20 protein-coding genes are annotated in these 21,512 nt (G+C 67.7%); 7 read left to right on the top strand and 13 right to left on the bottom strand.

The window, feature by feature from the left end; all coding sequences use genetic code 11:
* Positions 1-241: 241 nt before the first annotated feature.
* The 3 genes from shbA to groES all read right to left on the bottom strand — a co-directional run bounded on the left by shbA (position 242) and on the right by groES (position 3,135).
* Positions 242-895 (bottom strand): RNA polymerase sigma factor ShbA, encoded by a 654-nt coding sequence (shbA, locus tag ACTVAJ_RS01460; protein WP_470386167.1) that lies wholly within the window; start codon positions 893-895, stop codon positions 242-244.
* A gap of 201 nt (positions 896-1,096) precedes the next feature.
* Positions 1,097-2,707: a chaperonin GroEL gene (gene groL / locus ACTVAJ_RS01465; RefSeq protein ID WP_470386168.1), complete on the bottom strand. Its 1,611-nt coding sequence runs from the start codon at positions 2,705-2,707 to the stop codon at positions 1,097-1,099.
* Between the two features lie 119 nt (positions 2,708-2,826).
* Complete coding sequence (groES, locus tag ACTVAJ_RS01470) at positions 2,827-3,135, bottom strand: co-chaperone GroES (protein WP_470386169.1); 309 nt, start codon at positions 3,133-3,135, stop codon at positions 2,827-2,829.
* Between the two features lie 329 nt (positions 3,136-3,464).
* Here groES and ACTVAJ_RS01475 point away from each other — a divergent pair, with 329 nt between their 5' ends.
* Together ACTVAJ_RS01475 and ACTVAJ_RS01480 are read left to right on the top strand one after the other, a co-directional pair.
* A complete protein-coding gene (locus ACTVAJ_RS01475) occupies positions 3,465-4,733 on the top strand; it encodes a THUMP-like domain-containing protein (RefSeq protein WP_470386170.1) in 1,269 nt (422 codons plus the stop codon).
* A 358-nt stretch (positions 4,734-5,091) separates the two neighbouring features.
* Positions 5,092-7,197: a coiled-coil domain-containing protein gene (locus ACTVAJ_RS01480; protein ID WP_470386171.1), complete on the top strand. Its 2,106-nt coding sequence runs from the start codon at positions 5,092-5,094 to the stop codon at positions 7,195-7,197.
* A 383-nt stretch (positions 7,198-7,580) separates the two neighbouring features.
* On the opposite strand, the gene ACTVAJ_RS01485 is transcribed toward ACTVAJ_RS01480, so the two are convergent.
* The 4 genes from ACTVAJ_RS01485 to ACTVAJ_RS01500 all read right to left on the bottom strand — a co-directional run bounded on the left by ACTVAJ_RS01485 (position 7,581) and on the right by ACTVAJ_RS01500 (position 12,812).
* Entirely contained in the window at positions 7,581-9,071 is a 1,491-nt protein-coding gene (locus ACTVAJ_RS01485; RefSeq protein WP_470386172.1) for a hypothetical protein, read from the bottom strand.
* Positions 9,072-9,098: 27 nt separating this feature from the next.
* Complete coding sequence (locus ACTVAJ_RS01490) at positions 9,099-11,675, bottom strand: TPR repeat domain-containing protein (RefSeq protein WP_470386173.1); 2,577 nt, start codon at positions 11,673-11,675, stop codon at positions 9,099-9,101.
* 39 nt (positions 11,676-11,714) lie between these two features.
* A complete protein-coding gene (locus ACTVAJ_RS01495; protein ID WP_470386174.1) occupies positions 11,715-12,038 on the bottom strand; it encodes a hypothetical protein in 324 nt (107 codons plus the stop codon).
* Between the two features lie 270 nt (positions 12,039-12,308).
* Positions 12,309-12,812, bottom strand: a complete 504-nt coding sequence (locus tag ACTVAJ_RS01500; protein WP_470386175.1) for an ATP-binding protein — start codon at positions 12,810-12,812, stop codon at positions 12,309-12,311.
* Positions 12,813-13,001: 189 nt separating this feature from the next.
* Between ACTVAJ_RS01500 and ACTVAJ_RS01505 the strand changes: the two genes are divergently transcribed.
* The 4 genes from ACTVAJ_RS01505 (at position 13,002) to ACTVAJ_RS01520 (ending at position 15,232) form a co-directional block, all read left to right on the top strand.
* Positions 13,002-13,811, top strand: a complete 810-nt coding sequence (locus ACTVAJ_RS01505; RefSeq protein WP_470386176.1) for a helix-turn-helix domain-containing protein — start codon at positions 13,002-13,004, stop codon at positions 13,809-13,811.
* On the top strand, positions 13,804-13,986 hold the full coding sequence (locus tag ACTVAJ_RS01510) for a DUF397 domain-containing protein (RefSeq protein WP_470386177.1): 183 nt from the start codon (positions 13,804-13,806) through the stop codon (positions 13,984-13,986). Before ACTVAJ_RS01505 ends, ACTVAJ_RS01510 begins: the two co-directional genes overlap by 8 nt.
* A gap of 290 nt (positions 13,987-14,276) precedes the next feature.
* The gene (locus tag ACTVAJ_RS01515) at positions 14,277-14,753 is read left to right on the top strand and encodes a hypothetical protein (protein ID WP_470386178.1); all 477 of its coding nucleotides are present in this window, start codon (positions 14,277-14,279) and stop codon (positions 14,751-14,753) included.
* Positions 14,750-15,232, top strand: a complete 483-nt coding sequence (locus tag ACTVAJ_RS01520; protein ID WP_470386179.1) for an ATP-binding protein — start codon at positions 14,750-14,752, stop codon at positions 15,230-15,232. Before ACTVAJ_RS01515 ends, ACTVAJ_RS01520 begins: the two co-directional genes overlap by 4 nt.
* A gap of 150 nt (positions 15,233-15,382) precedes the next feature.
* Here the strand turns inward: ACTVAJ_RS01520 and ACTVAJ_RS01525 are convergent, their stop codons facing one another.
* The 6 genes from ACTVAJ_RS01525 to alr form a co-directional block, all read right to left on the bottom strand.
* A complete protein-coding gene (locus tag ACTVAJ_RS01525) occupies positions 15,383-16,393 on the bottom strand; it encodes a hypothetical protein (RefSeq protein ID WP_470386180.1) in 1,011 nt (336 codons plus the stop codon).
* A gap of 489 nt (positions 16,394-16,882) precedes the next feature.
* On the bottom strand, positions 16,883-17,917 hold the full coding sequence (tsaD, locus tag ACTVAJ_RS01530) for a tRNA (adenosine(37)-N6)-threonylcarbamoyltransferase complex transferase subunit TsaD (protein WP_470386181.1): 1,035 nt from the start codon (positions 17,915-17,917) through the stop codon (positions 16,883-16,885).
* Complete coding sequence (rimI, locus tag ACTVAJ_RS01535; RefSeq protein ID WP_470386244.1) at positions 17,914-18,366, bottom strand: ribosomal protein S18-alanine N-acetyltransferase; 453 nt, start codon at positions 18,364-18,366, stop codon at positions 17,914-17,916. The genes tsaD and rimI overlap by 4 nt, the downstream gene beginning before the upstream one ends.
* Positions 18,367-18,407: 41 nt before the next feature.
* Positions 18,408-19,085 (bottom strand): tRNA (adenosine(37)-N6)-threonylcarbamoyltransferase complex dimerization subunit type 1 TsaB, encoded by a 678-nt coding sequence (tsaB, locus tag ACTVAJ_RS01540; RefSeq protein ID WP_470386245.1) that lies wholly within the window; start codon positions 19,083-19,085, stop codon positions 18,408-18,410.
* Between the two features lie 11 nt (positions 19,086-19,096).
* Positions 19,097-19,609 carry a tRNA (adenosine(37)-N6)-threonylcarbamoyltransferase complex ATPase subunit type 1 TsaE gene (tsaE, locus tag ACTVAJ_RS01545; RefSeq protein ID WP_470386182.1) on the bottom strand — a complete coding sequence of 171 codons (513 nt, stop codon included), beginning with the start codon at positions 19,607-19,609 and terminating at the stop codon, positions 19,097-19,099.
* Between the two features lie 132 nt (positions 19,610-19,741).
* Positions 19,742-20,869 (bottom strand): alanine racemase, encoded by a 1,128-nt coding sequence (alr, locus tag ACTVAJ_RS01550; protein WP_470386183.1) that lies wholly within the window; start codon positions 20,867-20,869, stop codon positions 19,742-19,744.
* Positions 20,870-20,959: 90 nt separating this feature from the next.
* On the opposite strand from alr, the gene ACTVAJ_RS01555 reads away from it, so the two are divergent.
* Positions 20,960-21,484, top strand: coding sequence for a DUF6069 family protein (locus tag ACTVAJ_RS01555; protein WP_470386184.1), 525 nt, complete (start codon positions 20,960-20,962; stop codon positions 21,482-21,484).
* Positions 21,485-21,512: the final 28 nt, after the last annotated feature.

Consider the following 21,512-nt stretch of genomic DNA (forward strand, 5'->3'; position numbering starts at 1 on the left):
CCTCACGAGGAAAGGAGCGTTTGGCCCGCAACAGCGGTCGGAAAGTGACCAGTCTCACCGTTTGAGATCGGGGCGGACATCACCCTCGGTCACACCCGCGAGGGCGCGCGGACGCGTCCGGACCGGCGTCGGCCGGGGTCAGCGCAGACGCCCGCGCCGGGTCACCGGATAGGCGCAGTAACCGTGCGGTGCGACGGGGAGGCGGGGGCAGACGGGACGGTTGCGTCGCCTGCGGCCGTGCTCACGGGAGGAGTCTGTTCGCCAGGGCCACCTGCCGAAGCCGAGCAATAGCTCGGTGCTGGGCAACCCGTACCGCTCCCGCCGACATTCCAAGTACATGTCCCGTCTCATCCGCCGTCAGACCGGCGATCACTCGCATGACCAGCAATTTCCGTTGTCTCTCCGGAAGCTCGTCCAGGAGCTCCCGCGCCCGCTGGGCCTCGATCACCCGGACCGCCGCCTCCTCGGGGCCCGGCCCGTCGTCGGGCGGCTCCGGAACGGCGTCCGTGGACACCAGCTCCACCCGGCCCGCGACCCGCAGGGTGTCGGCCACCTTGTGCGCGGCGATGCCGAACACCAGGGCGGCGAAGGGGCGTCCCCGGTCCTGGTAGCGGGGGATGGCCGTGAGCAGGGCGATGCACACCTCCTGCGCCACGTCGTCGGAGTCGTGGGCCAGGCCGGAGACCCTCGCCAGGCGGGCACGACAGTACCGGACCACCATGGGCCGGACCTCGCGCAACAGCGAGTCCATGGCCCCGTCGTCCCCCTGGACCGCGAGTGACCCCAGATGGTTCAAACCCGTGTCGCGCGTCGCCTGGTCCGCATCCTGGTGCGTTCCATCCCGGTGCGTTCCCGGCCGCGCGGTAACGCCCCCCCGGGCGCCTGCATCCGTCACGTAACGAATGATGCCCCCAACGCGGGACCCAACCGCTCCAATCGACAACTACGGAATGGTCACGTTTTGGGAAAAACGCCCGAAAACACCACACTTTTTGGAGGATGTGCCGGGAATACCGTGGTAGTGGACGGGGGTGGAGCGACGACGCGCCCCACCCCCGAACGACGTGCCCGGGGCCGCCGCCCCGGTGGCCGGCTCCTAGTGGCCGTGCCCGTGGCCGTGGCCGTCCTCGGCCTCCTCCTCGGGCTTGTCCACGACCAGCGCCTCGGTGGTCAGGAGCATGCCCGCGATGGACGCGGCGTTCTGGACGGCGGAGCGGGAGACCTTGACCGGGTCGATGATGCCCTCGGCGGTCAGGTCGCCGTAGGCGCCGGTGGCGGCGTTGAAGCCGTGGCCGACCTCCAGCTCGGAGACGCGGTGCGTGACCACGTAGCCCTCGGCGCCCGCGTTCTCCGCGATCCACCGGGCGGGCTCGACCAGGGCGCGGCGGACGATCCCCACGCCGGTGGCCTCGTCACCGGTCAGGCCCAGGTCGTCCAGGGCCTTGGCCGCGTGCACCAGGGAGGCGCCGCCACCGGCGACGATGCCCTCCTCGATGGCCGCGCGGGTCGCCGAGATGGCGTCCTCCAGGCGGTGCTTCTTCTCCTTGAGCTCGACCTCGGTGGCCGCGCCGACGCGCAGGACCGAGACGCCGCCCGCGAGCTTGGCCAGGCGCTCCTGGAGCTTCTCGCGGTCCCAGTCGGAGTCGCTGGCCTCGATCTCCTTGCGGATCTGGCGGACGCGGTCCTCGACCTCGGCCTGCTCGCCGGCGCCGTCCACGATCGTGGTGGCGTCCTTGGTGACGGTGACGCGGCGGGCGGTGCCCAGGGCGTCCAGGTCGGCGTTCTCCAGGGTCAGGCCGACCTCCTCGGCGATGACCTGGCCGCCGGTCAGGACGGCGATGTCCTGGAGCATGGCCTTGCGGCGCTCGCCGAAGCCGGGCGCCTTGACGGCGGCGACGTTGAGCATGCCGCGCATCTTGTTCAGCACCAGGGCGCCCAGGGCGTCGCCCTCGATGTCCTCGGCGATGATGAGCAGCGGCTTCTTGTCCTGGACGACCTTCTCCAGGAGCGGCAGCAGATCGTTGAGGTTGCTGATCTTGCCCTGGTTGATGAGGATCCGGACGTCCTCCAGCACCGCCTCCTGGCGGTCGCCGTCGGTGACGAAGTAGGGCGAGACGTAGCCCTTGTCGAACTGCAGGCCCTCGGTGAAGTCGAGGTCCAGACCGAAGGTCGGGGCCTCCTCCACCGTGATGACGCCGTCCTTGCCGACCTTGTCGAACGCCTCGGCGATGAGGTCGCCGATCTGCGCGTCCTGGGCGGAGTTGGTGGCGACGTAGGCGATGTCGGCGCGCTCCTCGACCGGGCGGGCCCGCTCGACGAGGATCTCCGACACCTTCTCCGCGGCGGCGTCGATGCCCTTCTTCAGGGACATCGGGGAGGCGCCGGCCGTGACGCTGCGCAGACCCTCGCGGACGAGCGCCTGGGCGAGCACGGTGGCGGTGGTGGTGCCGTCGCCGGCGGCGTCGTTGGTCTTGGTGGCGACCTCCTTGACGAGCTGGGCGCCCAGGTTCTCGTAGGGGTCGTCCAGCTCGACCTCACGGGCGACGGTGACACCGTCGTTGGTGATGGTCGGCGCACCGAACTTCTTGTCGATGACGACGTTGCGGCCGCGCGGGCCGAGCGTCACCTTGACGGCGTTGGCGAGGCTGTCGACGCCCCGCTCGAGGGCGCGGCGGGCGTCGTCCTCGAACTCCAGGATCTTCGGCATGGTGAGTACTTCCTCCTGTGGTCGCAAAGGAACATCCCGCCCGCCCGGCGAGGCGCCGACCGGTGCGGGATGCGGAGAACTGGCTGGCCGGGGGCTCGGAGCGAGCCCCCGGTCGAGACCTACTTCTCGACGACCGCGAGGATGTCGCGGGCGGACAGGACCAGGTACTCGTCACCGTCGTACTTGACCTCGGTGCCGCCGTACTTGCTGTAGAGGACGACGTCGCCGACGCTGACGTCCATGGCGACGCGGTTGCCCTTGTCGTCGAGGCGGCCGGGGCCCACGGCCAGGATCTCGCCCTCCTGCGGCTTCTCCTTGGCGGTGTCCGGGATGACCAGGCCGGAGGCGGTGGTCTGCTCGGCCTCCAGGGTCTTGACCACGACGCGGTCCTCAAGCGGCTTCAGCACGGTCTTGGTGGCGGTCGACACGGTGTGACCTCCCCCTTCTAGGTTTCGGTGTCCTGACATCGGCCCGCGCGCGAGCACGGACCGGCTACGAAAAAAGGGGCGACCGCGGCGGCCTGTCGTCGCGGGTGCCAGACCGGCCTCGTCGCGGTTAGCACTCTACCCCTGCGAGTGCCAGAATGGAAATGTGGCGAGGGCCGCTGGTCAGCGGACCCGCCGCCGGAACGCACGGAGCGGGGCACGGCCGGGGACGCGGCGGAGCGACGCCGGGAGCACGGCGGACCCGCGATCGGGGGTGCCCCGGGAGTGTGCCCGGATCCGCGCCGTCCACACCGTCCAACGAGGGAGGATCCATGCGCGAGCCAGCCTTCTCGGCTCTGCTCACCGACGAGGGCCGGGAGGTGCTCGCGGGCGTGGACCCCCAGGAGGCCGCCGCCGACGGGCTCGCGGCCGCCTCCCGGCTGCGCGGCGATCCCCGGGTGGCCGCCCTCGCCCCCGATCTTCCCGTATCCGACCTGGTCAACGCGGTCCTCACCCAGGTGGGGCTGCGCGAGCGCGGCAGGGCCAAGTTCGGCGACCGGGCCCGGGAGATGTACTTCACGCCCCACGGTCTGGAACAGTCCACCCGCCGGGTGGTGGCCGACCACCGAGCCGAGCGGACCGCCGCCGTGGCCGCCGCCGTCCTGGACGAGGGCCGCGCGGGCGACCTGTGCTGCGGGATCGGGGCGGACCTGCTCGCCCTGGCCGAACGGGGCGTACCGGTCGAGGGCGTGGACGCCGACCCGCTGACCGTCGCCGTGGCCCGCGCCAACATCGCCGCGCTCGGGCTGGCGGACCGCGCCCGGGTGCGCGAGGGCGACGTGACCGGGACCGCCCCCGGCGCCCACCCGCTGCTGTTCTGCGACCCCGCGCGGCGCGGCGGCCGGGGCCGGGTGTTCGACCCGGCGGCCTACTCGCCGCCGTGGGACGTGGCGACCGACCTGGCCCGGGGCTCGGCCGCCGCGTGCCTCAAGGCGGCGCCCGGCATCCCGCACGAGGTACTCCCCGCCGACGCCGCCGCGGAGTGGATCTCCGTGGACGGCGAGCTGAAGGAGGCGGCGCTGTGGTTCGGGGCCCTCGCCGACGGCCCCCGGCGCCGTGCGACGGTCCTGCACGAGCGGCCCGGGCTGCTCGCCGCCGAGGGGGCGGTGGCGCACCTGGACGAGGCCCCCGGTCTCGGCCCCGCGCCCGTGGCGCCCGCGCGGCGCTACCTGTACGACCCCGACCCCGCCGTGGTGCGCTCGCACCTGGTGGCCGAGGCCGCCGCCCTCGTGGACGGCGCGCTGCTCGACGAGCGGATCGCCTACCTCACCTCCGACCGGGCGGTGGCCTCACCGCTCTGGCGGGTCCTGGAGATCACCGACGTCCTGCCGTTCTCCCTGAAGAGGCTGCGCTCCGCGCTGCGCGCACGCGGCGCGGGGACGGTAACGATCAAGAAACGCGGTTCGGCGGTCGACACCGAGAAGCTGCGCAGGGACCTGCGCGCCTCCGGGTCCGAGGCGGTCACGGTGGTGCTGACCAGGATCGGGGAGCGCCCGTACAGCCTGCTGTGCAGGGAGGTCGCGCGTCCGGAGAACGCCTGAGCGGTCCCGGAGGCGTGGTCCGGTCACGGTGCGCGGACCATATCGTTACCTTCCGCGCGCAGATCTTCGGCCGACCCCTGGGGTACCCGGGGCGCCGGTCGTTAGACTGTCGACCGCTGATTGCTTTCCCTTCTCATGGACTCCCCCGGAAGGCCCCCGGTTGATTGATCCGCACGCGGTTCGAGCAGCCGGTCCCCCATGCCTCGCGCATATACGCTCAGTCACGACTTCGTCACGTTAAGGCGTTATCGCCGCGGGGCGCCGCGCGCCCGGGGACCATCGAGAACCCGACCGCCCGGAACCACCGTCCCTTCCTCCGGGCCCGGACGGGAGCGCCAGAACCAAAAGGAGCACCTCGGTGGAACAGACCAATCACAACTTCCTCACCGGAGGGAGCCAGGCCGGGATCTCCGACCGGATGCGTGACCTGCTCTCCCAGGCCGCCCAGGAGCACGTCTCCGAGCAGAAGAGCCAGGGCGCGGTGAGCGAGGAGATGCGCCAGCGGCTGGAGGGCATGGAGTGGCTCCTGCGCGAACTGCGCGAGCAGGAACTCACCGGCCTCTCCGAGGCGGTCACCGCGGTCAACGGTCGGATCGACGGCTTCCTGGAGCGTCCGCCGGAGTGGGCCGAGACCCTCGCCGAGCACATCGAGCTGGTCGGTCAGCAGGTCAAGCCGCTGGCCGACATGCCGTCGCTGCGCGCCGACACCCACCGCCTCGCCGGGCACATGGACACCGCGCTCACCCGCCTCCAGCGGATGGCCGAGACCGGCAACCGCACCGCGGAGAAGGTCGACGACCTCGGTGAGCGGCTCACCGGCCTCACCGAGAAGGTCGAGGCCCGCCTGGACGCCCTGGACACCGCGCTGGCCTCGCTCGCGGAGCGGACCGAGGCCGTGGAGGCCTCGCTCAGCACGCTGGACTCGACCCTGGCCGAGCGCCAGGAGAGCTTCGAGTCGACCCTCGCCGAGCGGCACGAGGCGCTGACCGCGACCCTGGCCGAGGGCCGCACCGAGATCGCCGAGGCCCTCGCGTCCGGCCGTACGGAGATCACCGAGGCGGTCGCCGCCAGCCGCACCGAGCTGTCCGAGGCGGTCGCCTCCGGCCGCGAGGCGCTCGCCGCCGCCGTCGCCGAGGCCCGCGAGGCCCAGGCCAAGGCGGACACCGAGCTCGGCGAGAAGCTCACGGCCAAGGTGAACGAGTCCGCCGAGGAGCTGCGTTCGGCGTTCACCGAGAAGAACGAGGAGCTGCTCGGCAGGCTCCAGGAGAACACCGGCGAACTCGGCGAGCGCACCACCTCCCTGGCCGAGGAGCTGACCGCCCTGGCGGGCTCCGCCAAGGAGCGGCACGAGGCCCTCACCGCCAAGGTCACCGAGAGCATCGGCTACCTGAGCACCCAGGCCGAGGAGAACCACGCCGAGGCCAACGCCGCCATCGCGGACGTGACCGGGGCCGTGGCCAAGCTGCGGGAGAACCACGAGTCCTCCCTCACCGAGCTGCGCACACACCTGCGCCAGCGCCTCACCGAGCTCAACGAGCAGCTGGAGCTGGGCCGCACCGAGGACCGCGAGCGGGACGAGGCCGCCGCCGAGGCGCTGCGCGAGTCCGTCAGCGAGCGCACCGACGCCCTGAGGGCCCAGGTCGCCGAGGACGCCGAGAAGGTCGCCGCCGACCTGGCCGAGCTGCGGACGTTCGTCGAGGAGTCGACGGCCAGGGCCGCCGCCGAGAGCACCGAGCGGCACCAGACCCTCTCCGACACGCTCACCGAGCAGTCCCAGGAGCACCGCACGGCGCTCGACGAGAAGCTGGAGCGCCAGCGCGAGGCCCTCACCGGCAAGGTGGACAACCACCTGTCGCAGATCACTGGCAAGGTCGACCACGAACTCGGCCGCCTCACCGACCGCTTCGACACCTTCGAGGGGCACTTCGAGGGGAGCTTCGAGGGCATCGAGGGCAAGATCGATGGCATCGATGGGCGCATCGACGGTCTGAACGGCCGCCTGGACGGCCTGGACGGCCGGGTGAACGGCGTCGAGGGCCAGTTCGAGGGCGTCAGCGGGCACTTCGAGGGGGTCGACGGCCGGATGGAGGCCATCGACGACCGCCTGGAGGCGCTCAACCAGCGGCTCAACCAGTTGCCGCAGTCCATGGAGGTCAGCGAGCTGCACCGCCGCCTGACCGAGCTGGTCGACCGGCCGCAGGTGGACCACACCGACAAGCTGGAGGAGATCGACTCGCACGTCACCTCCGCCGTCGAGCCGGTGCTGCGCGAGCTCAAGCAGCGCCCGGACCGGCACGAGTTCGAGGAGACCGTCACCGAGGCGGTGGAGAACTCGCACGACGACATGACCAAGCGCCTCGCCTCCCTGGAGGAGACGATGCTCGCCCTGGCCGAGGCGCTGCTGCGCCCGGGCCGCGACGGCAAGAAGAAGCGCCGCCGCGACGACGACGAGGACGACGAGTAGGGAGCCGGGGGAGAACATCCCCGCACGCTGACCCACGGGAGGGCGCCGGACCGCACGCGGTCCGGCGCCCTCCGGCGTTGCGGGGGAGTACCAATACGAAGGATCGCCGAGTGCATCAAGGTCTCGGGCTTGCTCAGCCAGCTCGAAAAAGGTACGTCGGCCTATCAGAGATGGTGTTCTACTCGATCAAGGGGCAAGGCAGGCCGCAGCGAAAAAAGGATGCCAAATCCGACCAAACCAAGCTCTGCTCATCTGGTGACCAGACCATCACCTAAATCAAGAACTGGAACGTCCTACACCGGTTACGCGGCCATCCGCACCAGGCCAGAGAGCTGACCCGAGCTGTGCTCGTACTTCAACTCCGCGAAGCCGGAAAAGAGCACTCACTGAAGGCCAACGATACGACGCGACTCCGTACCCGACTCATCCAGAGTGTTATCAGTAGTCACCTCGCTGATCACAACAGCCCCAGGAGCAAGTGTCGCATAGTCTGGCAGACTAACCTGGTACGGAGACTCGAGAGAATCCACTTCCCAAGGATCACGGTGGATATCCACGCCGATATCAATCGTACGGGTGGGACTTGACTCATCCCAACTCGTAATCTCGAGTGAAGCTGGCTGCCAACCGGGCCCGTCACGACCAGCCTGCACCCTGACAAATTCATCACTCAATTCAAAGATGAAATTCTCTGGCCCCACTACATCCGATTCCTCAAACGTGAGAGAGTCGAGCACATCGCCAGAGAAACTAATTCGAGAGATGGTCTCCACCTCACTTTCAAAATCGGATCGCACAACTGAATAACCATCTGGGCGGACAGAGAAAACCCCGACATCGCCCGCGTCATCGAAGACTTCTTCGCTCGTAACAGGTCGACCGCTTCTCGTATCCAAGAACCATTGCCGAAGTTGCCTCCCTCGAAGTACAGCGCCAACGATTTCATCTTCCGAGGAAGAACTCAGAGAGATGCCGCGAGGCGTAACCGGCTCATTCATTACTTGTTCGGTGCGCCAGATTTCATCACCAGTTTCTGAGTCAAGGCCAGCAACCACCCACGTGTGTTCCTGAACCTGATCATAATCTAGATCACCATTGACGGGAAGCATGAAAACTCCCGTGTAAACAATTGTCTCACCGAACACATCGATCTGTCCAGGCTGAAAATATGAACCGACCTCACTTTCGGGCCTGAAATCAGATTTGCTCCAATCTTCCTCACCACTGGCCAGATTAATAGACCGAAGTTCCCAGCCGTCGTCTTCCAATGGATTAAATACAAGGCGGGAACTGTTCGTGATGAGACCGAGTCGTTCCGGCATTGGATCAAGCAGCAGAACGCCGTCAGAGATCGAATCTGTCAGAGTAAACATCGTGGAATGCGCGTTTTCAATCTCGCCCGTAGCAGAGTCCAAAAGAACGATTTCATGTTCTGCTGTATCAGATGCAGGCTCACTGCTTGTTGAGTAGGAGAGCGCCACCAGCGAGGAATCAGGTGTTACTCCGTGCCCGGACATTCTTTCACCGGTACGTCGATAGCGCCAAAGTTCCTCACCAGAATCCCCATGAAGGGCGATAGCACCGTCAGAAAGTGATACGACGACCCCAGCAGGAATAGAATCGACCGCGGTGATCTCCACACCTTCGGGCGCCTCCCAGTCCCAACCTATTCCGGAGATTGAGTCAGGGACGCCTTCTGGATTCTGGCGGGGTTCGTTTGCGACGACATGATCCACCGCATGTGCCTGCTCTCCAGCATCTTCTGTTGTGCAGGAAGTGCCAGCTAGCAAAAGTACTGGAACTAGAGCATAGGCACATCTACGATGGAGTGGAGAATCAAACATTTGGCCACCCAAGATTTTGACTGCTTTCATGAAACTTGAATCCTCCCGTGAGATCAATCAGATAGGCACATTCATAATATCTGTGACGGCATCCATGTAAACTTGCTCATGCTCCGAATAGTTTTGAGCATATGGATCGCCCGGCACAGGCTGATTAAGAATGGGACGCCAAGCGTCGTCTCTCATATCATTTCTCGCCGCCTCTTCTTCCCAAGAATTCCTGCGGGCCCGAAAGTCATGGTCACCGTCGTCATCATAGTTTTCCGCAGTGGGGTGCCAGTCATCTGGATTGGGTTTAAAGACGCCATCGTTATCATACATTCCCCTCGGGAATGGGCCTCCTCCCTCCGCCCATGGCTCACTTCCCCAAGTTTCCGAGTTCTGATCGGCATGATAAGCAATACCCCCTTCTTGAAATTGCCCTCGAAGAACGGGAATGATCTCATCGACTACGCGCACCTCCACCCGCTCTCCTGTATTGTCATCGACATAGTCAGCAACATAGTCCTTTGCGAGATACTTGTACGTCTCAGCCAGAAGCGGGTTATCGAATCTCGTCGCAGTGAGATCGACTACAAATTCCATTCCCTTCTTTCTCTGCCCAAGCTCGTCTGAATGATTTTGATACTGCTGGTCAAACGCATCAGAAATACCGTGGCTCAACGCACTCCAAAGAAGGCCGGTTTCCTGCGCGATTTCTTTTGAAGACTCCTCGTTTTCCGCATTTTCGAAATACTCACTAACTTGCTCTCTGGAGAACTCCTCGGCAGCAGTCATCGCCCTTTCAGTGGATTCGGCGTCACCAGACAGGTACTGGAAAAACATTCTCCGATCTTCCATTGATATCAGAAGGCCGTCATCTTCATCGAAGTCCGTTTCCAGGTTGGCAACCATTTCATCTCCCGTCCAAACAGAAGAATCACTGAATGCATCAATATACGCTTCGAAAATGTTCACCATGCTGTCTGCGAGTTCAGGATTAAGCTGTCCCATGGGAACATCAAACCACTCGAAGTCCTCCGTATCTTGAGTTCCGTCGTCGTTGGTAACTTGAACTTCCTCTTCAATGCTATGTTCTGTACTCAATAGGAACTCTTGAACGTCCGGGCGTGCCAAAGTTTCGATGTAGCCGGCGAGTGCAGAATCTGCCCTCGCCTTTATTTCTGGATCTTCACTGCCTCCGTCACGGGAGATCCAATCGGTCAACTGCCGGACTCTCGCCCCGTCGTCCTCCCAATTATTTGCGAAAAGCCCCTCAAGAGCCGTGAGTCTGTCTTGATCTCTGAACTCTACATCTTCTGACTCTGGATTATACAAATCTCCCGTGAGAATAAAGTGATTTGCATCCTCATTCCGGACCCCCACATCAAAGAGAGTGCCCATCTCGTCAAGCGTGAGCCACCCGCCGTCTCCTTCGCTTGCCCAGTAATTGTAGTAGGCCCCTGAAGACAGAAGTAGATTGGTCGAGAGAGTGTTCCCGCCTTCAATTTCTTCACTTGCATTACCGAATATCTCGGACAGCCCCCGAGCATCTTCTGCATACGTGGGCATGAAGTAGGGGGTTTCCTGGCCCTCTTCATCAACGAAGGGGCCCTGAGCAGTACGCCTCACACTCTCGGGTAGCTCCTCATATCCGCCGCCGAGTCGATGGTCCGAAAGAGCCAGTAGCCCATCTCCAATTACACCGAGAGCACGAGAACGCTCTTCTTCAGTAAGGCTATCTCCCAACATCTCTGGGATTCCTACAACACCGCGCGGGTTGGTTTCTTCCAGAGAAGCATTGAACTCGCGAAGAAAGTCCACCTCGTTCTCATCGAGTTCCTCTCCGTCGTGTTGAGCGTTTCTGGCATTGGTTCCGACCATCGCCAGGACAAGCATCAACTCGTGGTAACGGTCGTCTAGCGGCTTCTCACCAGAGAAATAGGGGTCAAGCTCTTCGGCCACACTTCGACCAGACTCCGGGGTGATTTCAAAGTCAGATTCGAGTTCCAGGTAACGCTCCGGGTCGGTGTTCGCGTAGGCCCAGTTTGAGTACCCACCGTCAATCAGTTTCTGGACATTGACATCAGTGGCGCCCTGCTCAAGCATCTCCCCGATCTCTGCGGCATTTTCCTGATAGTTATCGTAGTTCGCCTGGGCACGCTCATTGATATCATTAAGTTTTGTTAGAAGTTCGTCGTATAGATCCCGGCACTTGTTCGCATCACTGCCACCGATGCTGGCGATCCATCCTTCCCGTACCGGATAGTCAGAGGTGATCGTCTGCCCCTGGTACTCTTCTGGAACCTCTGTCACTTTCGCTGCGACAGCCGCGTCCCACTCATCCCAGAGTTCGTTTTTCTTGTCATTGAACTCCTTGACGTAGTCAGCCCACATCTCAGTGGTGTCTATTGCGTACTCCAAAGCAACCGACGCATCGACCCAGTGCTGGTAGTCCTCCTCTCCTCTGATGTCGATGTTCCAACCGATCTGATCCGTGAAGTGCTTTCCGGCAGAATCAAAGCTCGTCCCCAGGTCGTCAGCTCGCCCCAGCAGACGCTTCTTCAGAATCTCAAATTCTTCGGCATTGGGGCGAATCTGGCTTTCGAAAGCGGATATCGATCGCGGAGAAAAGAAAAGCTGAAACGATGCCATATCATTACCGTTCAGTTTGTTCGGGGTTGATTAATTTAACTAGGAGTTGATGTTCCGAGGGAAATCCCAGGGAGTCGGGTAGCTTTCGGCGCTTTCCACGTCGTTCAGTGCCACCTCCCCTGCACCCGCCTGGATGTTGTTGGCCAGCTGAATGCCGTGCGCCTGGACGTCGATGAAGTCCTGCGAATGCCGGTCTTTGAAAGCTCGGTAACCGGCGCTGACGTCGTCATGGCCAGCTGAGTTAGCGGCATCTTCGGTTAGCAGGTCGAACATGTCGGCGATCCCCGCCATCGCGGAGGCCAGTGTTTCCGCCAGTTCGCCACCCTGCATTCCCTCGATCGGGTTACCGCCTGCCTCGGACATGGGGGACTCACTCTCTGCATGGGGTGTGGGTGCGTCTGACACAGACCGATTCGTGCCTGCAAGTTAGCACCTGTGACCGTCGGTCTCAGATGTGTCTGAGGGAGCTTGATCAGTGACATCGGATGCAGTCATGGCCGAGAGTCCTCTCACCTGCGAAAACTTTCGCAGGCACGCATTCCGTGACCGAACCTGGCCAGTCACCAGAGAGGGGCGAGAACTCTCGGGCTGGGGCGCCCCCTCCCACGCCCCGGCCCGTCCGCCTTTCCTGCCTCAGACAGCCCTCCTCGGCCGCGGCACCCGCCCACGCGTCCCCTGCCCACGCGGGTCCACCACCGCCCACACCGTGAGCGGGCTCCCCGGCCGCCCGAACCACCCCCACGCCCACGACAGCTCCTCCACCAGGCGCAGTCCGCATCCCCCGCCCACGCACGGCACCGACCGCTCCCCACCACCCGACTTCCCGCCGCCCACCGCCCCGTCGTCGGTCACCGCGATCCGGAACAGGCCCCCGCACCGCTCCATCTCCACCCGGACCCGCCCGAACGGCCGACCCGACGCCGTGTGCCGCAGCGCGTTCGTGTGCAGCTCCGACTCCACCACCAGCAGCGGGTACGCCCGGTCGTAGCTCAGCCCCGACCCGTGCCAGCACCACTGCCGGGCGGTCGCCACCTGCCCCGGCAGCGGCCCGAAGCTCGCCCTGCGCACGCCCGGCCGCCCCGGCGGGATCCGCCTCGGCAGCCCGTCGATCCCCCGCACCTCGCCCGGCTCCCCCATCGCCTACTCCCCTTCGGCCCGTTCCTCACCGTCCGGGATCAGGCTCCCAACGGGCCGCGGACTTGGCCTCCCCGCATGGAGTTTTCGCGAAAGTCCACGCACGCCGATGGAGTTTTTGCGAAACTCCATCGGGTGAGGAATGAGAATGGTAGGCCCCCTTTGTCCTTTTCCGATATGCAAGCATCGGGCATGGCCAAGGTGAGCACGGACATCCGGGAACGGTGGGGCGGCGTCCTCCAGCAGCGGCGCGAGGCCCGGGGCATGACGCAGGAGAAGCTCGGCAGAGCGCTCGGTGTCAAGGGAACGGCCGTGTCCAACCTCGAACGCGGGCGCACCTCGCCCACGGCGGACGTCCTGGCGACGCTGGACGGGGTGCTCGGGACCGGCGACGAGCTCACGCGACTGTGGGACGACCTCGTCAAGGAGGGCAAGATCCCCTGGCTGGGTCAGATGGAGGAGCTGGAGAAGAAGGCCGCCTCCATCCTGGACTGCCACCCCTTCCTGGTGCCGTCCCTGCTCCAGACCGCCGCCTACGCGACCGCGGTGATGCGCGCGGTCACCCCCTGGGAGCCGCGCGCCACGACCGACTCCCGGGTGCGCGACCGCATCGCTCGCGGCGAGCGCTTCCAGGACGCGCAGACCCCGGTGATGATGGTGGTGATCGGCCGCGCGGTCCTGCTGGACCCGATCGACGAGGGGCCGATCATGCGCGAGCAGCTGGAGCGCATCCACTCTCTCGCGGCGGGTGAGCGGATAACCTTGCAGATCACCAACGAGCCCCTGAACCCGGGGCTGGTGGGACCCTTCTCGGTGCTTGATCCGGCACCGGAGCGGGAGATCGTCTACGTGGAGTCGGCCCACAAGGGCCAGTTCATCGACGATCCCTCCGCCGTGGCAGAGTTCAAGATGCGGTTCCACCGGCTGCAAGCGGCAGCGATGCCACCGAGCCAGTCGCTGCGGCTGATCGAGAAGACGATTGAGGGATTCCGTCATGAGTGACCCCCAGTGGCACAAGAGCACCTACAGCGGGGGCTCGCACCAGAACTGCGTGGAGGTCGCCGAGGGCGCGGCCCAGACCCTGGTGCGGGACACCCGGCACCGCGAGCACGGGCACCTCGGCTTCAGCAACCCCGTCTGGACCGGCTTCCTCTCCGCCATCAAGAGCAACCGCTGACCCCACACCGAGGACCCCCGTTCCACCGCCGGAACGGGGGTCCTTCCGTGTCTCCTGACTGATTCAACACATAATTCCCTCATGCGGCTTTTGCCCCGCACACCGCATCCGACCTCGAACAACGCCGACTTCCCGAATTTTTTCTTCCTTACTTCCCCGTAGCCCGCCCACAACCCCACCCCATCGCCTAATCTCGTTCCCGACAACCGCATACGAAGACCCCGCGACGTTTACTCAACGCCCGGGGTCGTGGCCAGCAACTCAAACCTTTTAGACCAAGGATTGCCAGCGTGCTCCATCTTATCGCTGCCCTCCTGGCCCCTGTCGTGGGCTCAGTGACGGCGCTCTTCGCCTCCCCGCGCGGCCGCCACGCGGCGCGCCGCCGACGTTCCACCCGCATCCGCCGCTACGCACCGCCCCCGGCGCCCGCTCCCGCCACGGAACCCGTTCCGACCAGCGCTCCCGCCGCACCCCGATCGCAGCGCGCCACCGCCCCGGCGCCGCACCTCGCTCCCCCGTCGCAGCACGTCCCCGCCGACGACGTCGCCCTCATGCGCCCCTACTACGCCGCCCACGAGCGGGACCGCGCACGGAGCAGCGCCCGCACCACCGGACACCCCGCGCCCCGTCTCCCCCGGCCGCGCGTCCCCGAGGGCGACCTCCTGGCGCCGCCGTCGCCCTCCCCCGGTGAGTTCGACGAACTCGCCGCCCTCGTCCGCACCTGGCAGCAACGACAGGAACAGCACGAGGGGGTGACGGTGGCATGACCACGCCGCACGTCTTCTGGGAGCACCGCGTCTACACCGGCGGGTTCGGCGAACTCGCCCTGGTCCGCGCCGACCTCGCCCGCGACCTGGACGGCTTCGACCCCGACCTGGTCGACACCCTCCAGCTCTGCCTGTCCGAGCTGTTCGCCAACACCCTCAAGTACACCGACTCCGGCACGGCGCAGGGCGAGGTCATCCGCGCCCTGTCCATGCCGGACCGCGCCACCCTCCGCCTCTCGGTCAGCGACTCCGGCGGCGGCGGGGGCGTCCCGCGCATCCCCGCCGAACGCAGCCGCCACGAGTGGGACTGGTCGGAGGGCCAGCGCGGGCTCCTCCTGGTCGAGAACCTGTCCACGGCCTGGGGGCACCTCCCGCTCGGGCCCTGGGGCGACCTGGGCACCAACGTGTGGGCGGAGTTCGCCGTCGACCCGGCCGCCGTACCGCCCGGTCTGCGCCCCTTCGTCTTCACCGCCGACTGACACCGCCGACTGGCACCGGCCGCTGACGGCGCCGGACGGCACCGGCGGGTGGCGGCACGACGCCGCCCCGCTTTTCGGGAGCAGGTCCGAAAAGCGGGGCGGTCGTCAGAGGCGGTCACGCGGATCGCGTAGCGTCCGGCCCGCCGCGCACTACGCGCAGATGTCGTCGTCCAGGTTGTTCTGGTGCTTGGTGATGGCCAGGTCGGGGGTCCCGTCACGCAGCAGGCGGTCGGCCGAGCCGTCGATGTGGAATCCGGGTGAGAAGAACATCCTCGGCCCCGGCGCGACGCGCCAGTTGTCCTGGCTCATCCGCTGCTCCTGCCGCTCGAAGCGGTGGTCGAAGAGCTCGAACACCGGCTGGACGCGCACCGTCCGCCGGGTGGGGACCGCGTCCAGCCACACCTCGGTGCAGGGCTCGATGATCAGGCCCCGGAGCCTGCTGACGGCCCGGGCGGTGCCCCAGGACCACGAGTGGTCCCGGCTCCTGGTCTTCGTGGTGCTGAAGATGTCGTCGGCCACCGTCTTGGAGATGCTGTGCCCGTTGCTGACGCTCACGTCGAAGGACGTGGCGTAGTCGATGGTCAGCTCGTAGTAGTCGTCACCCGTGCCCAGGTTGCGGTGCACGGCGGTGATCCGTCGGCCCTGCCCCGGGTGGTCCCAGGCGCCGAGCACCGGGAAGTGGCACTCCCCGCGGAGGGTCTCCCAGGGACCGTGCGGCTGGAAGTCGCCCAGCCTGTTGACGTACTGCCGCTTGGGCAGGAACTGACCGGTCTCGTTGTTGAACGCGCCCTGGACCCGCCGGTTGGGGCCCTGCCTGCAGAGGTCGCCCAGCAGGCCGTCGACCTCGAACGACTCCTGGTCCTTGAGGTTGATCGCCCCCGGGATCGGAGCCCCCTTCATCTCCGGGGCCTCCTGCGAGAGGTCCACGAACGCCGGGTGCTCGGGCATCCCCGCGAGCGGGGGTGTCTGCCCGCCGCCGGACGGCCCGGGCTGTACCGGCCTCGGCGGGTGCCCGCCGTGACCGGGCACCCAGCCGGGGTGGTCCTGCGCGTATGCCGCAGGGCTGACGATGACCTGGCCGCCCAGGACCACGACCGCGGACAGGGTGACCGCCGCCGCTCTGGTGAGGAACGCTCCCCGCTTGCGCTTTTCCCGTCTCATGGACTCCTCCGCATCATCGACCCGATATCGCCTCCAGCCCCCGGGGCACCATGTCCGGAAAACGATGGAAACCGACCATCCGAAAAGAGAACATGAGCGAAATCCCGGGACCTTCAAGGCGGTCAACGGCAGATTAACTCCTGACCTGCCGGAAGTGTCCACGACGCGCCCACCGGACCGAAGAGCCGGTTTCTTCCCAAGTGCGGACTTGGGGACCAAAGACACCACCCCGAAGCCGCATCTATCAAAAATAAATACTTATGTTGCATATCGGGCACAGAATGACAGAATGCACGGACGGCACGGCTCACGCATCCGTGCGGTCCGCGAACCGTGCGGGTGGCGCGGCCACCGCGTCGCGCCACCGCGGCCACCGCCCCGGGCCGCGGGGCGCCGCCCCCGGGCCGCACCCCGGCTTTCCGGCCGCCACACGTCGACGCCCCCGCCGGACGGTTCCGGCGGGGGCGTCGACAGCGGTCGGCGGGCGGCTCACACGGCCAGCGGGGACTCCACCGGCAGCGACGTGTCCGTGCCCAGCTCCAGCGTGGAGGCGGGCAGCCCGGCCGCCACCACCTCGGCCCCCAGCGCCGCGATCATCGCGCCGTTGTCGGTGCACAGGCGCGGGCGCGGCACGCGCAGCTCGATCCCGGCCTCCCGGCAGCGCTCCTCGGCCAGGGCGCGCAGCGCCGAGTTGGCCGCCACGCCCCCGCTGATCACGAGGGTGCTCACGCCGTGCTCCACGCACGCGTCCACGGCCTTGCGGGTGAGCACGTCCACCACCGACTCCTGGAAGGCGGCGGCGATGTCGGCGACCACCAGCGGCTGACCGGCGCGCTCGGCGTCCTCCACGTGCCGGGCCACGGCCGTCTTGAGGCCGGAGAAGGAGAAGTCGTAGGTCCCGTCGCCCCACTTGCCGCGCGGGAAGCGGATACCCCTCGGGTTGCCGGTCCGGGCGGCCCTGTCGATCGGCGGCCCGCCCGGGTAGGGCAGCTCCAGCAGCCGCGCCACCTTGTCGTAGGCCTCGCCGGCGGCGTCGTCCACGGTGTCCCCGAGCGAGACCACGTCGGTGGCCAGGTCGTTGACCAGCAGCAGTGACGTGTGCCCGCCCGACACCAGCAGCGCCACGGCGGGCTTGGGCAGCGGCCCGTGCTCCAGTTGGTCGACCGCCACGTGGCCGACCAGGTGGTTGACCCCGTACAGCGGCTTGTCCAGGGCCATCGCGTAGGCCTTGGCGGCGGACACGCCCACCAGCAGCGCACCGGCCAGGCCGGGACCGGCGGTGACCGCGATCGCGTCCACGTCGGACAGCTTCACGCCCGCGGAGTCCAGGGCGCGCCGGACGGTCGGGGTCATCGCCTCCAGGTGCGCGCGGCTGGCCACCTCGGGGACCACGCCGCCGAAGCGCGCGTGCTGGTCGACGCTGGAGGCCACCTCGTCGCCGAGCAGCTCACAGCCGCGCACGAGACCGACGCCGGTCTCGTCGCACGACGTCTCGATCCCCAGGATCAGCGGATGGTCGCTCACGGGTTCCCCTCCCCACCGGACGCCTGTCCGGGCCGGGCCGTGCGGCGCATGACGATCGCGTCGGCCCCGTTGTAGTAGCCGCGCCGGACGCCGATCCGGGTGAAGCCGAAGTCGGCGTACAGCTTCTGCGCGCGCGGGTTGTCGTCGCGCACCTCAAGGAAGACGTGGACGACGCCCTCGTGTTCGGCCCGGTCGAGCAGCGCGGTGAGCAGCGCCCGGCCGATGCCGCGCCCCCACACCGGCTGGGCCACGGCCATGGTCTGGACGTCGCCCTCCGGCGGCACCGAGCGCAGGCCCGCGTAGCCCACGACCCGGTCGCCGGACTCGGCCACGACGTAGTGGCGCGAGGGCTGGGTGAGTTCGTCGCGGAACATGCCCTCGGTCCAGGCGTCCGCGGGGAACAGCGCGTGCTCCAGGTCCAGGGCCTCGGGGAGGTCCTCGACGGTCATCGGGCGCAGTCGCACCGCGCCGCCCGCGTCGGTCGCCTCGCTCACTTCACCCACTGCCGGACCTTCTTCGGCGCGCCGGGTGCCACGGCGTCGGGGCGCCGCAGGTAGAGCGGGTTGGGTTCGGGCAGCGCCTCGCCCCGGTGCAGGCGCAGCAGCGCCAGTTCGGCCATGGCGGCGGCGTCGGGGTGCAGCGGTTGCGGGGTCGCGGCCGCCTCACCGAGGACGTCGGCGTACAGGGCGGCGCCGTTCCCGACCAGGGGCAGGCCCCCGGTGTCGGTCTCGGCGGGCCGGTCCACGCGCACCTCGCCCACCCGGGTGAGGTGGTCGTCGTAGCGGGCCCAGAACACCTCCTTGCGCCGGGCGTCCGTCATCGCGACGAAGGGCTCCCCGCGCCCCGTCGCGAACGCGAGCGCGTCCAGGGTGGTGACGCCGTGGCAGGGCACGCCCAGGGCGTCGGACAGGGCGTGGGCGGTGGCCAGGCCGACCCGCAGCCCGGTGTAGGGGCCGGGGCCGATCCCGACGGCGACGCCGTCCAGGTCGCCGAGTCCGACCCCCGCCTCCTCGGTGAGGCGGCGGATGGCCGGGCTGAGCAGTTCGCCGTGGCGGCGGGCGTCCACCGAGGAGGCGCTCGCGCGCAGGGTGAAGGCGCCGTCGGCGGAGCTCTCACCGATGGCGGCGGTGACCGCCGGGGTGGCGGTGTCGAAGGCCAGGAGCAGCACGGGCGACCGCCTCATCCGCGCCCGGCGGCGATGCCGGGCAGGTCGACGTCGGACCACCGGTCCCCGACGGGGATCAGGTGGACGGTTCTGGTGTCGTCGGGGTGGCGCTCGATCCGGATCTCCAGCCGGTCGTCGCTCAGCCCCTCGGCGACGCCCTCGCCCCACTCCACCACGGTGACCGAGTCGGGGAGGGTCATGTCGAGGTCGATGTCGTCGATCTCGTCCGGCCCGCCGAGCCGGTAGGCGTCCACGTGCACGAGGCTGGGACCGCCGGCCAGGGACGGGTGGATCCGGGAGATGACGAAGGTCGGCGAGGTGACCGACCCGCGTATGCGCAGGCCCTCGCCCAGGCCCTGGGTGAACGTGGTCTTGCCCGCGCCGAGGGGCCCGGACAGGATCAGGAGGTCGCCGGGGCGGGTGAGGGCGGCCAGGTCCCGGCCCAGGGCGCGCATGGCGCCGTCGGTGGCGGCCGTGACCTCGTGGACGGCGGGCGCGCCCGTGGCGGTGGCTGTTACGTCTGTCATCTGGCTCGCAGCTTGTTTCGGTAGTGGGTCGGGTGGCGACCGGGCACGCCGCTGCCGACGTGCCGGAGGAGACCTCCCCACCCAGGCTAGACGGGGTGCGGAGGCGGCTGGGCCGCTTTCGCGGCGTCCGGCTCAGGCGCCGCCGGTGTACTCCCGGGGAACCCGCGCGCCCACCCGCGTGACGATCTCGTACGGGATGGTGTCCAGGACCTCGGCCCAGTCCCCGGCGGTCGGGGTCGCGGGGTGGTCGGTCGGATCGCCGAACAGTACCGCGTACTCCCCCGCCTCCACCGGCCCATCGCCTACATCCACAACGAACTGGTCCATGCAGACTGTTCCCGAGATGACGTGGGTGCGTCCCCCGAGCAGCACGGGACCCCTGTTGGTGGCGTGCCGCGGGACGCCGTCCGCGTATCCGAGGGGCACCAGTGCCAGGGTGGTGTCGCGTTCGGTGACGTAGCGGTGGCCGTAGGAGACGCCGCTGCCGGGGCCGACACGCTTGGTGAGGGCGACCCGGGAACGGAGGGTCATCGCGGGCCGCAATCCGGGCACGTCGAAACCGGGGATCGGCATCAGTCCGTAACTGGCGATGCCCCCGCGCACCAGGTCGAAGCGGGCCTCGGGGAGGGTGAGCAGGGCCGCCGAGTTGGCGATGTGCCGCACCTCGGGGGTGAGGCCGATCTTGTCGGCCGTCTCCAGGGCCTCGTGGAAGTGGGAGAGCTGGAGCGCGATCGACGGGTGGCCGGGCTCGTCCGCGCACGCGAAGTGCGACCACACGCCGCTGACGCGCAGGTCACCGGCGTCCTCGGCACGGGCGGCGGCCTCCACCAGGGCGGGCCAGTCGGTGGCGCTGACGCCGCCGCGGTTGAGCCCGGTGTCGATCTTCAGCTGGACGCGCGCCGTTCGGCCGAGTTCGCGCGCCGCCGCGACGACGGTGTCCAGGACCGCCCGGTCGCTGACCCCGAGGTCGACCCCGGCCGCGACGGCCTCCGCGACGGGTTCGCCCGGCGGGATGATCCAGGCGAGCACGGGCGCGGTGATCCCGGCCGCGCGCAGGGCGAGGGCCTCGTGGATGAAGGCGGTACCGAGCCACGTGGCGCCGCCCGCGAGGAGCGCGCGGGCCGCCGGAAGCATGCCGTGGCCGTAGCCGTCGGCCTTCACCACACCCATGAAAGGGGTGCCGCCGGCGTGCTCGCGGAGCAGCTGGGCGTTGTCGGCGATCGCGTCCAGGTCGACGCGGGCGTGCGCGAAGTGAGCCATGTCCCCAGTCTTCCATGTGTGGGTTACCGCTCGGGAGCTGCGGGTATGTGGGCTACGACCGAGTTCGAGGCCGTTTCTGGGGGGATCGGCATGAGCGAGTTCGGAAGTGAGCGTCCGGTCGACGCGGTACGGCTGTGGTCCGGGGGACTGGCCACGGCCGTGGTGGCGGCGCTGGTCGTCCTGGTCGGCACTCTGATCATCCGGGGGGTTCTGGGGATTCCGGTGCTCGCCCCGGAGGAGGCCGGTGACCTGGGTGACTCCGGGACCGCCGCCTACGCGTCGATGGCGGCCGCGGCCGCGCTGCTGGCCACCGGCCTGCTGCACGTGCTGCTGCTGGCGGCGCCGCGACCGCGCGCGTTCTTCGGCTGGATCATCGGTCTGGTCACGGCGGTCGCCGCGGTCACACCGTTCCTCCAGGGCGCCGAACCGGCCAGCCAGATCGCCACGGCGGCCATCAACCTCGTCGCCGGAGTGGCGATCGCGACGCTGTTGAGCGGTGTCGCGGGGACCGCCGTCGTCCGGTCCGGGAGGAGGTCGCGCCCGGTGTTACGGCACGAGGGCATCCTGCCGGACGTGGACCGGTCCGACTACCGGGGGGACACGCGGCGGCTGTGACGCGAAGGGCGGACAGGGACAGCCATGG

The sequence above is a fragment of the Nocardiopsis sp. KDC1DS13DA1 genome, from assembly GCF_055632325.1.

What these genes read in the sequence shown, in the direction of transcription:
- ACTVAJ_RS01505 (WP_470386176.1), top strand. Translation starts at nt 13,002, where the DNA reads ATGGCCAAGGTGAGCACGGACATCCGGGAACGGTGGGGCGGCGTCCTC.
- tsaE (WP_470386182.1), bottom strand. Translation starts at nt 19,609, where the DNA reads ATGACAGACGTAACAGCCACCGCCACGGGCGCGCCCGCCGTCCACGAG.
- alr (WP_470386183.1), bottom strand. Translation starts at nt 20,869, where the DNA reads ATGGCTCACTTCGCGCACGCCCGCGTCGACCTGGACGCGATCGCCGAC.
- groL (WP_470386168.1), bottom strand. Translation starts at nt 2,707, where the DNA reads ATGCCGAAGATCCTGGAGTTCGAGGACGACGCCCGCCGCGCCCTCGAG.
- ACTVAJ_RS01495 (WP_470386174.1), bottom strand. Translation starts at nt 12,038, where the DNA reads ATGTCCGAGGCAGGCGGTAACCCGATCGAGGGAATGCAGGGTGGCGAA.
- ACTVAJ_RS01555 (WP_470386184.1), top strand. Translation starts at nt 20,960, where the DNA reads ATGAGCGAGTTCGGAAGTGAGCGTCCGGTCGACGCGGTACGGCTGTGG.
- ACTVAJ_RS01490 (WP_470386173.1), bottom strand. Translation starts at nt 11,675, where the DNA reads ATGGCATCGTTTCAGCTTTTCTTTTCTCCGCGATCGATATCCGCTTTC.
- ACTVAJ_RS01485 (WP_470386172.1), bottom strand. Translation starts at nt 9,071, where the DNA reads ATGAAAGCAGTCAAAATCTTGGGTGGCCAAATGTTTGATTCTCCACTC.
- ACTVAJ_RS01520 (WP_470386179.1), top strand. Translation starts at nt 14,750, where the DNA reads ATGACCACGCCGCACGTCTTCTGGGAGCACCGCGTCTACACCGGCGGG.
- ACTVAJ_RS01525 (WP_470386180.1), bottom strand. Translation starts at nt 16,393, where the DNA reads ATGAGACGGGAAAAGCGCAAGCGGGGAGCGTTCCTCACCAGAGCGGCG.
- rimI (WP_470386244.1), bottom strand. Translation starts at nt 18,366, where the DNA reads ATGACCGTCGAGGACCTCCCCGAGGCCCTGGACCTGGAGCACGCGCTG.
- ACTVAJ_RS01475 (WP_470386170.1), top strand. Translation starts at nt 3,465, where the DNA reads ATGCGCGAGCCAGCCTTCTCGGCTCTGCTCACCGACGAGGGCCGGGAG.
- ACTVAJ_RS01510 (WP_470386177.1), top strand. Translation starts at nt 13,804, where the DNA reads ATGAGTGACCCCCAGTGGCACAAGAGCACCTACAGCGGGGGCTCGCAC.
- ACTVAJ_RS01500 (WP_470386175.1), bottom strand. Translation starts at nt 12,812, where the DNA reads ATGGGGGAGCCGGGCGAGGTGCGGGGGATCGACGGGCTGCCGAGGCGG.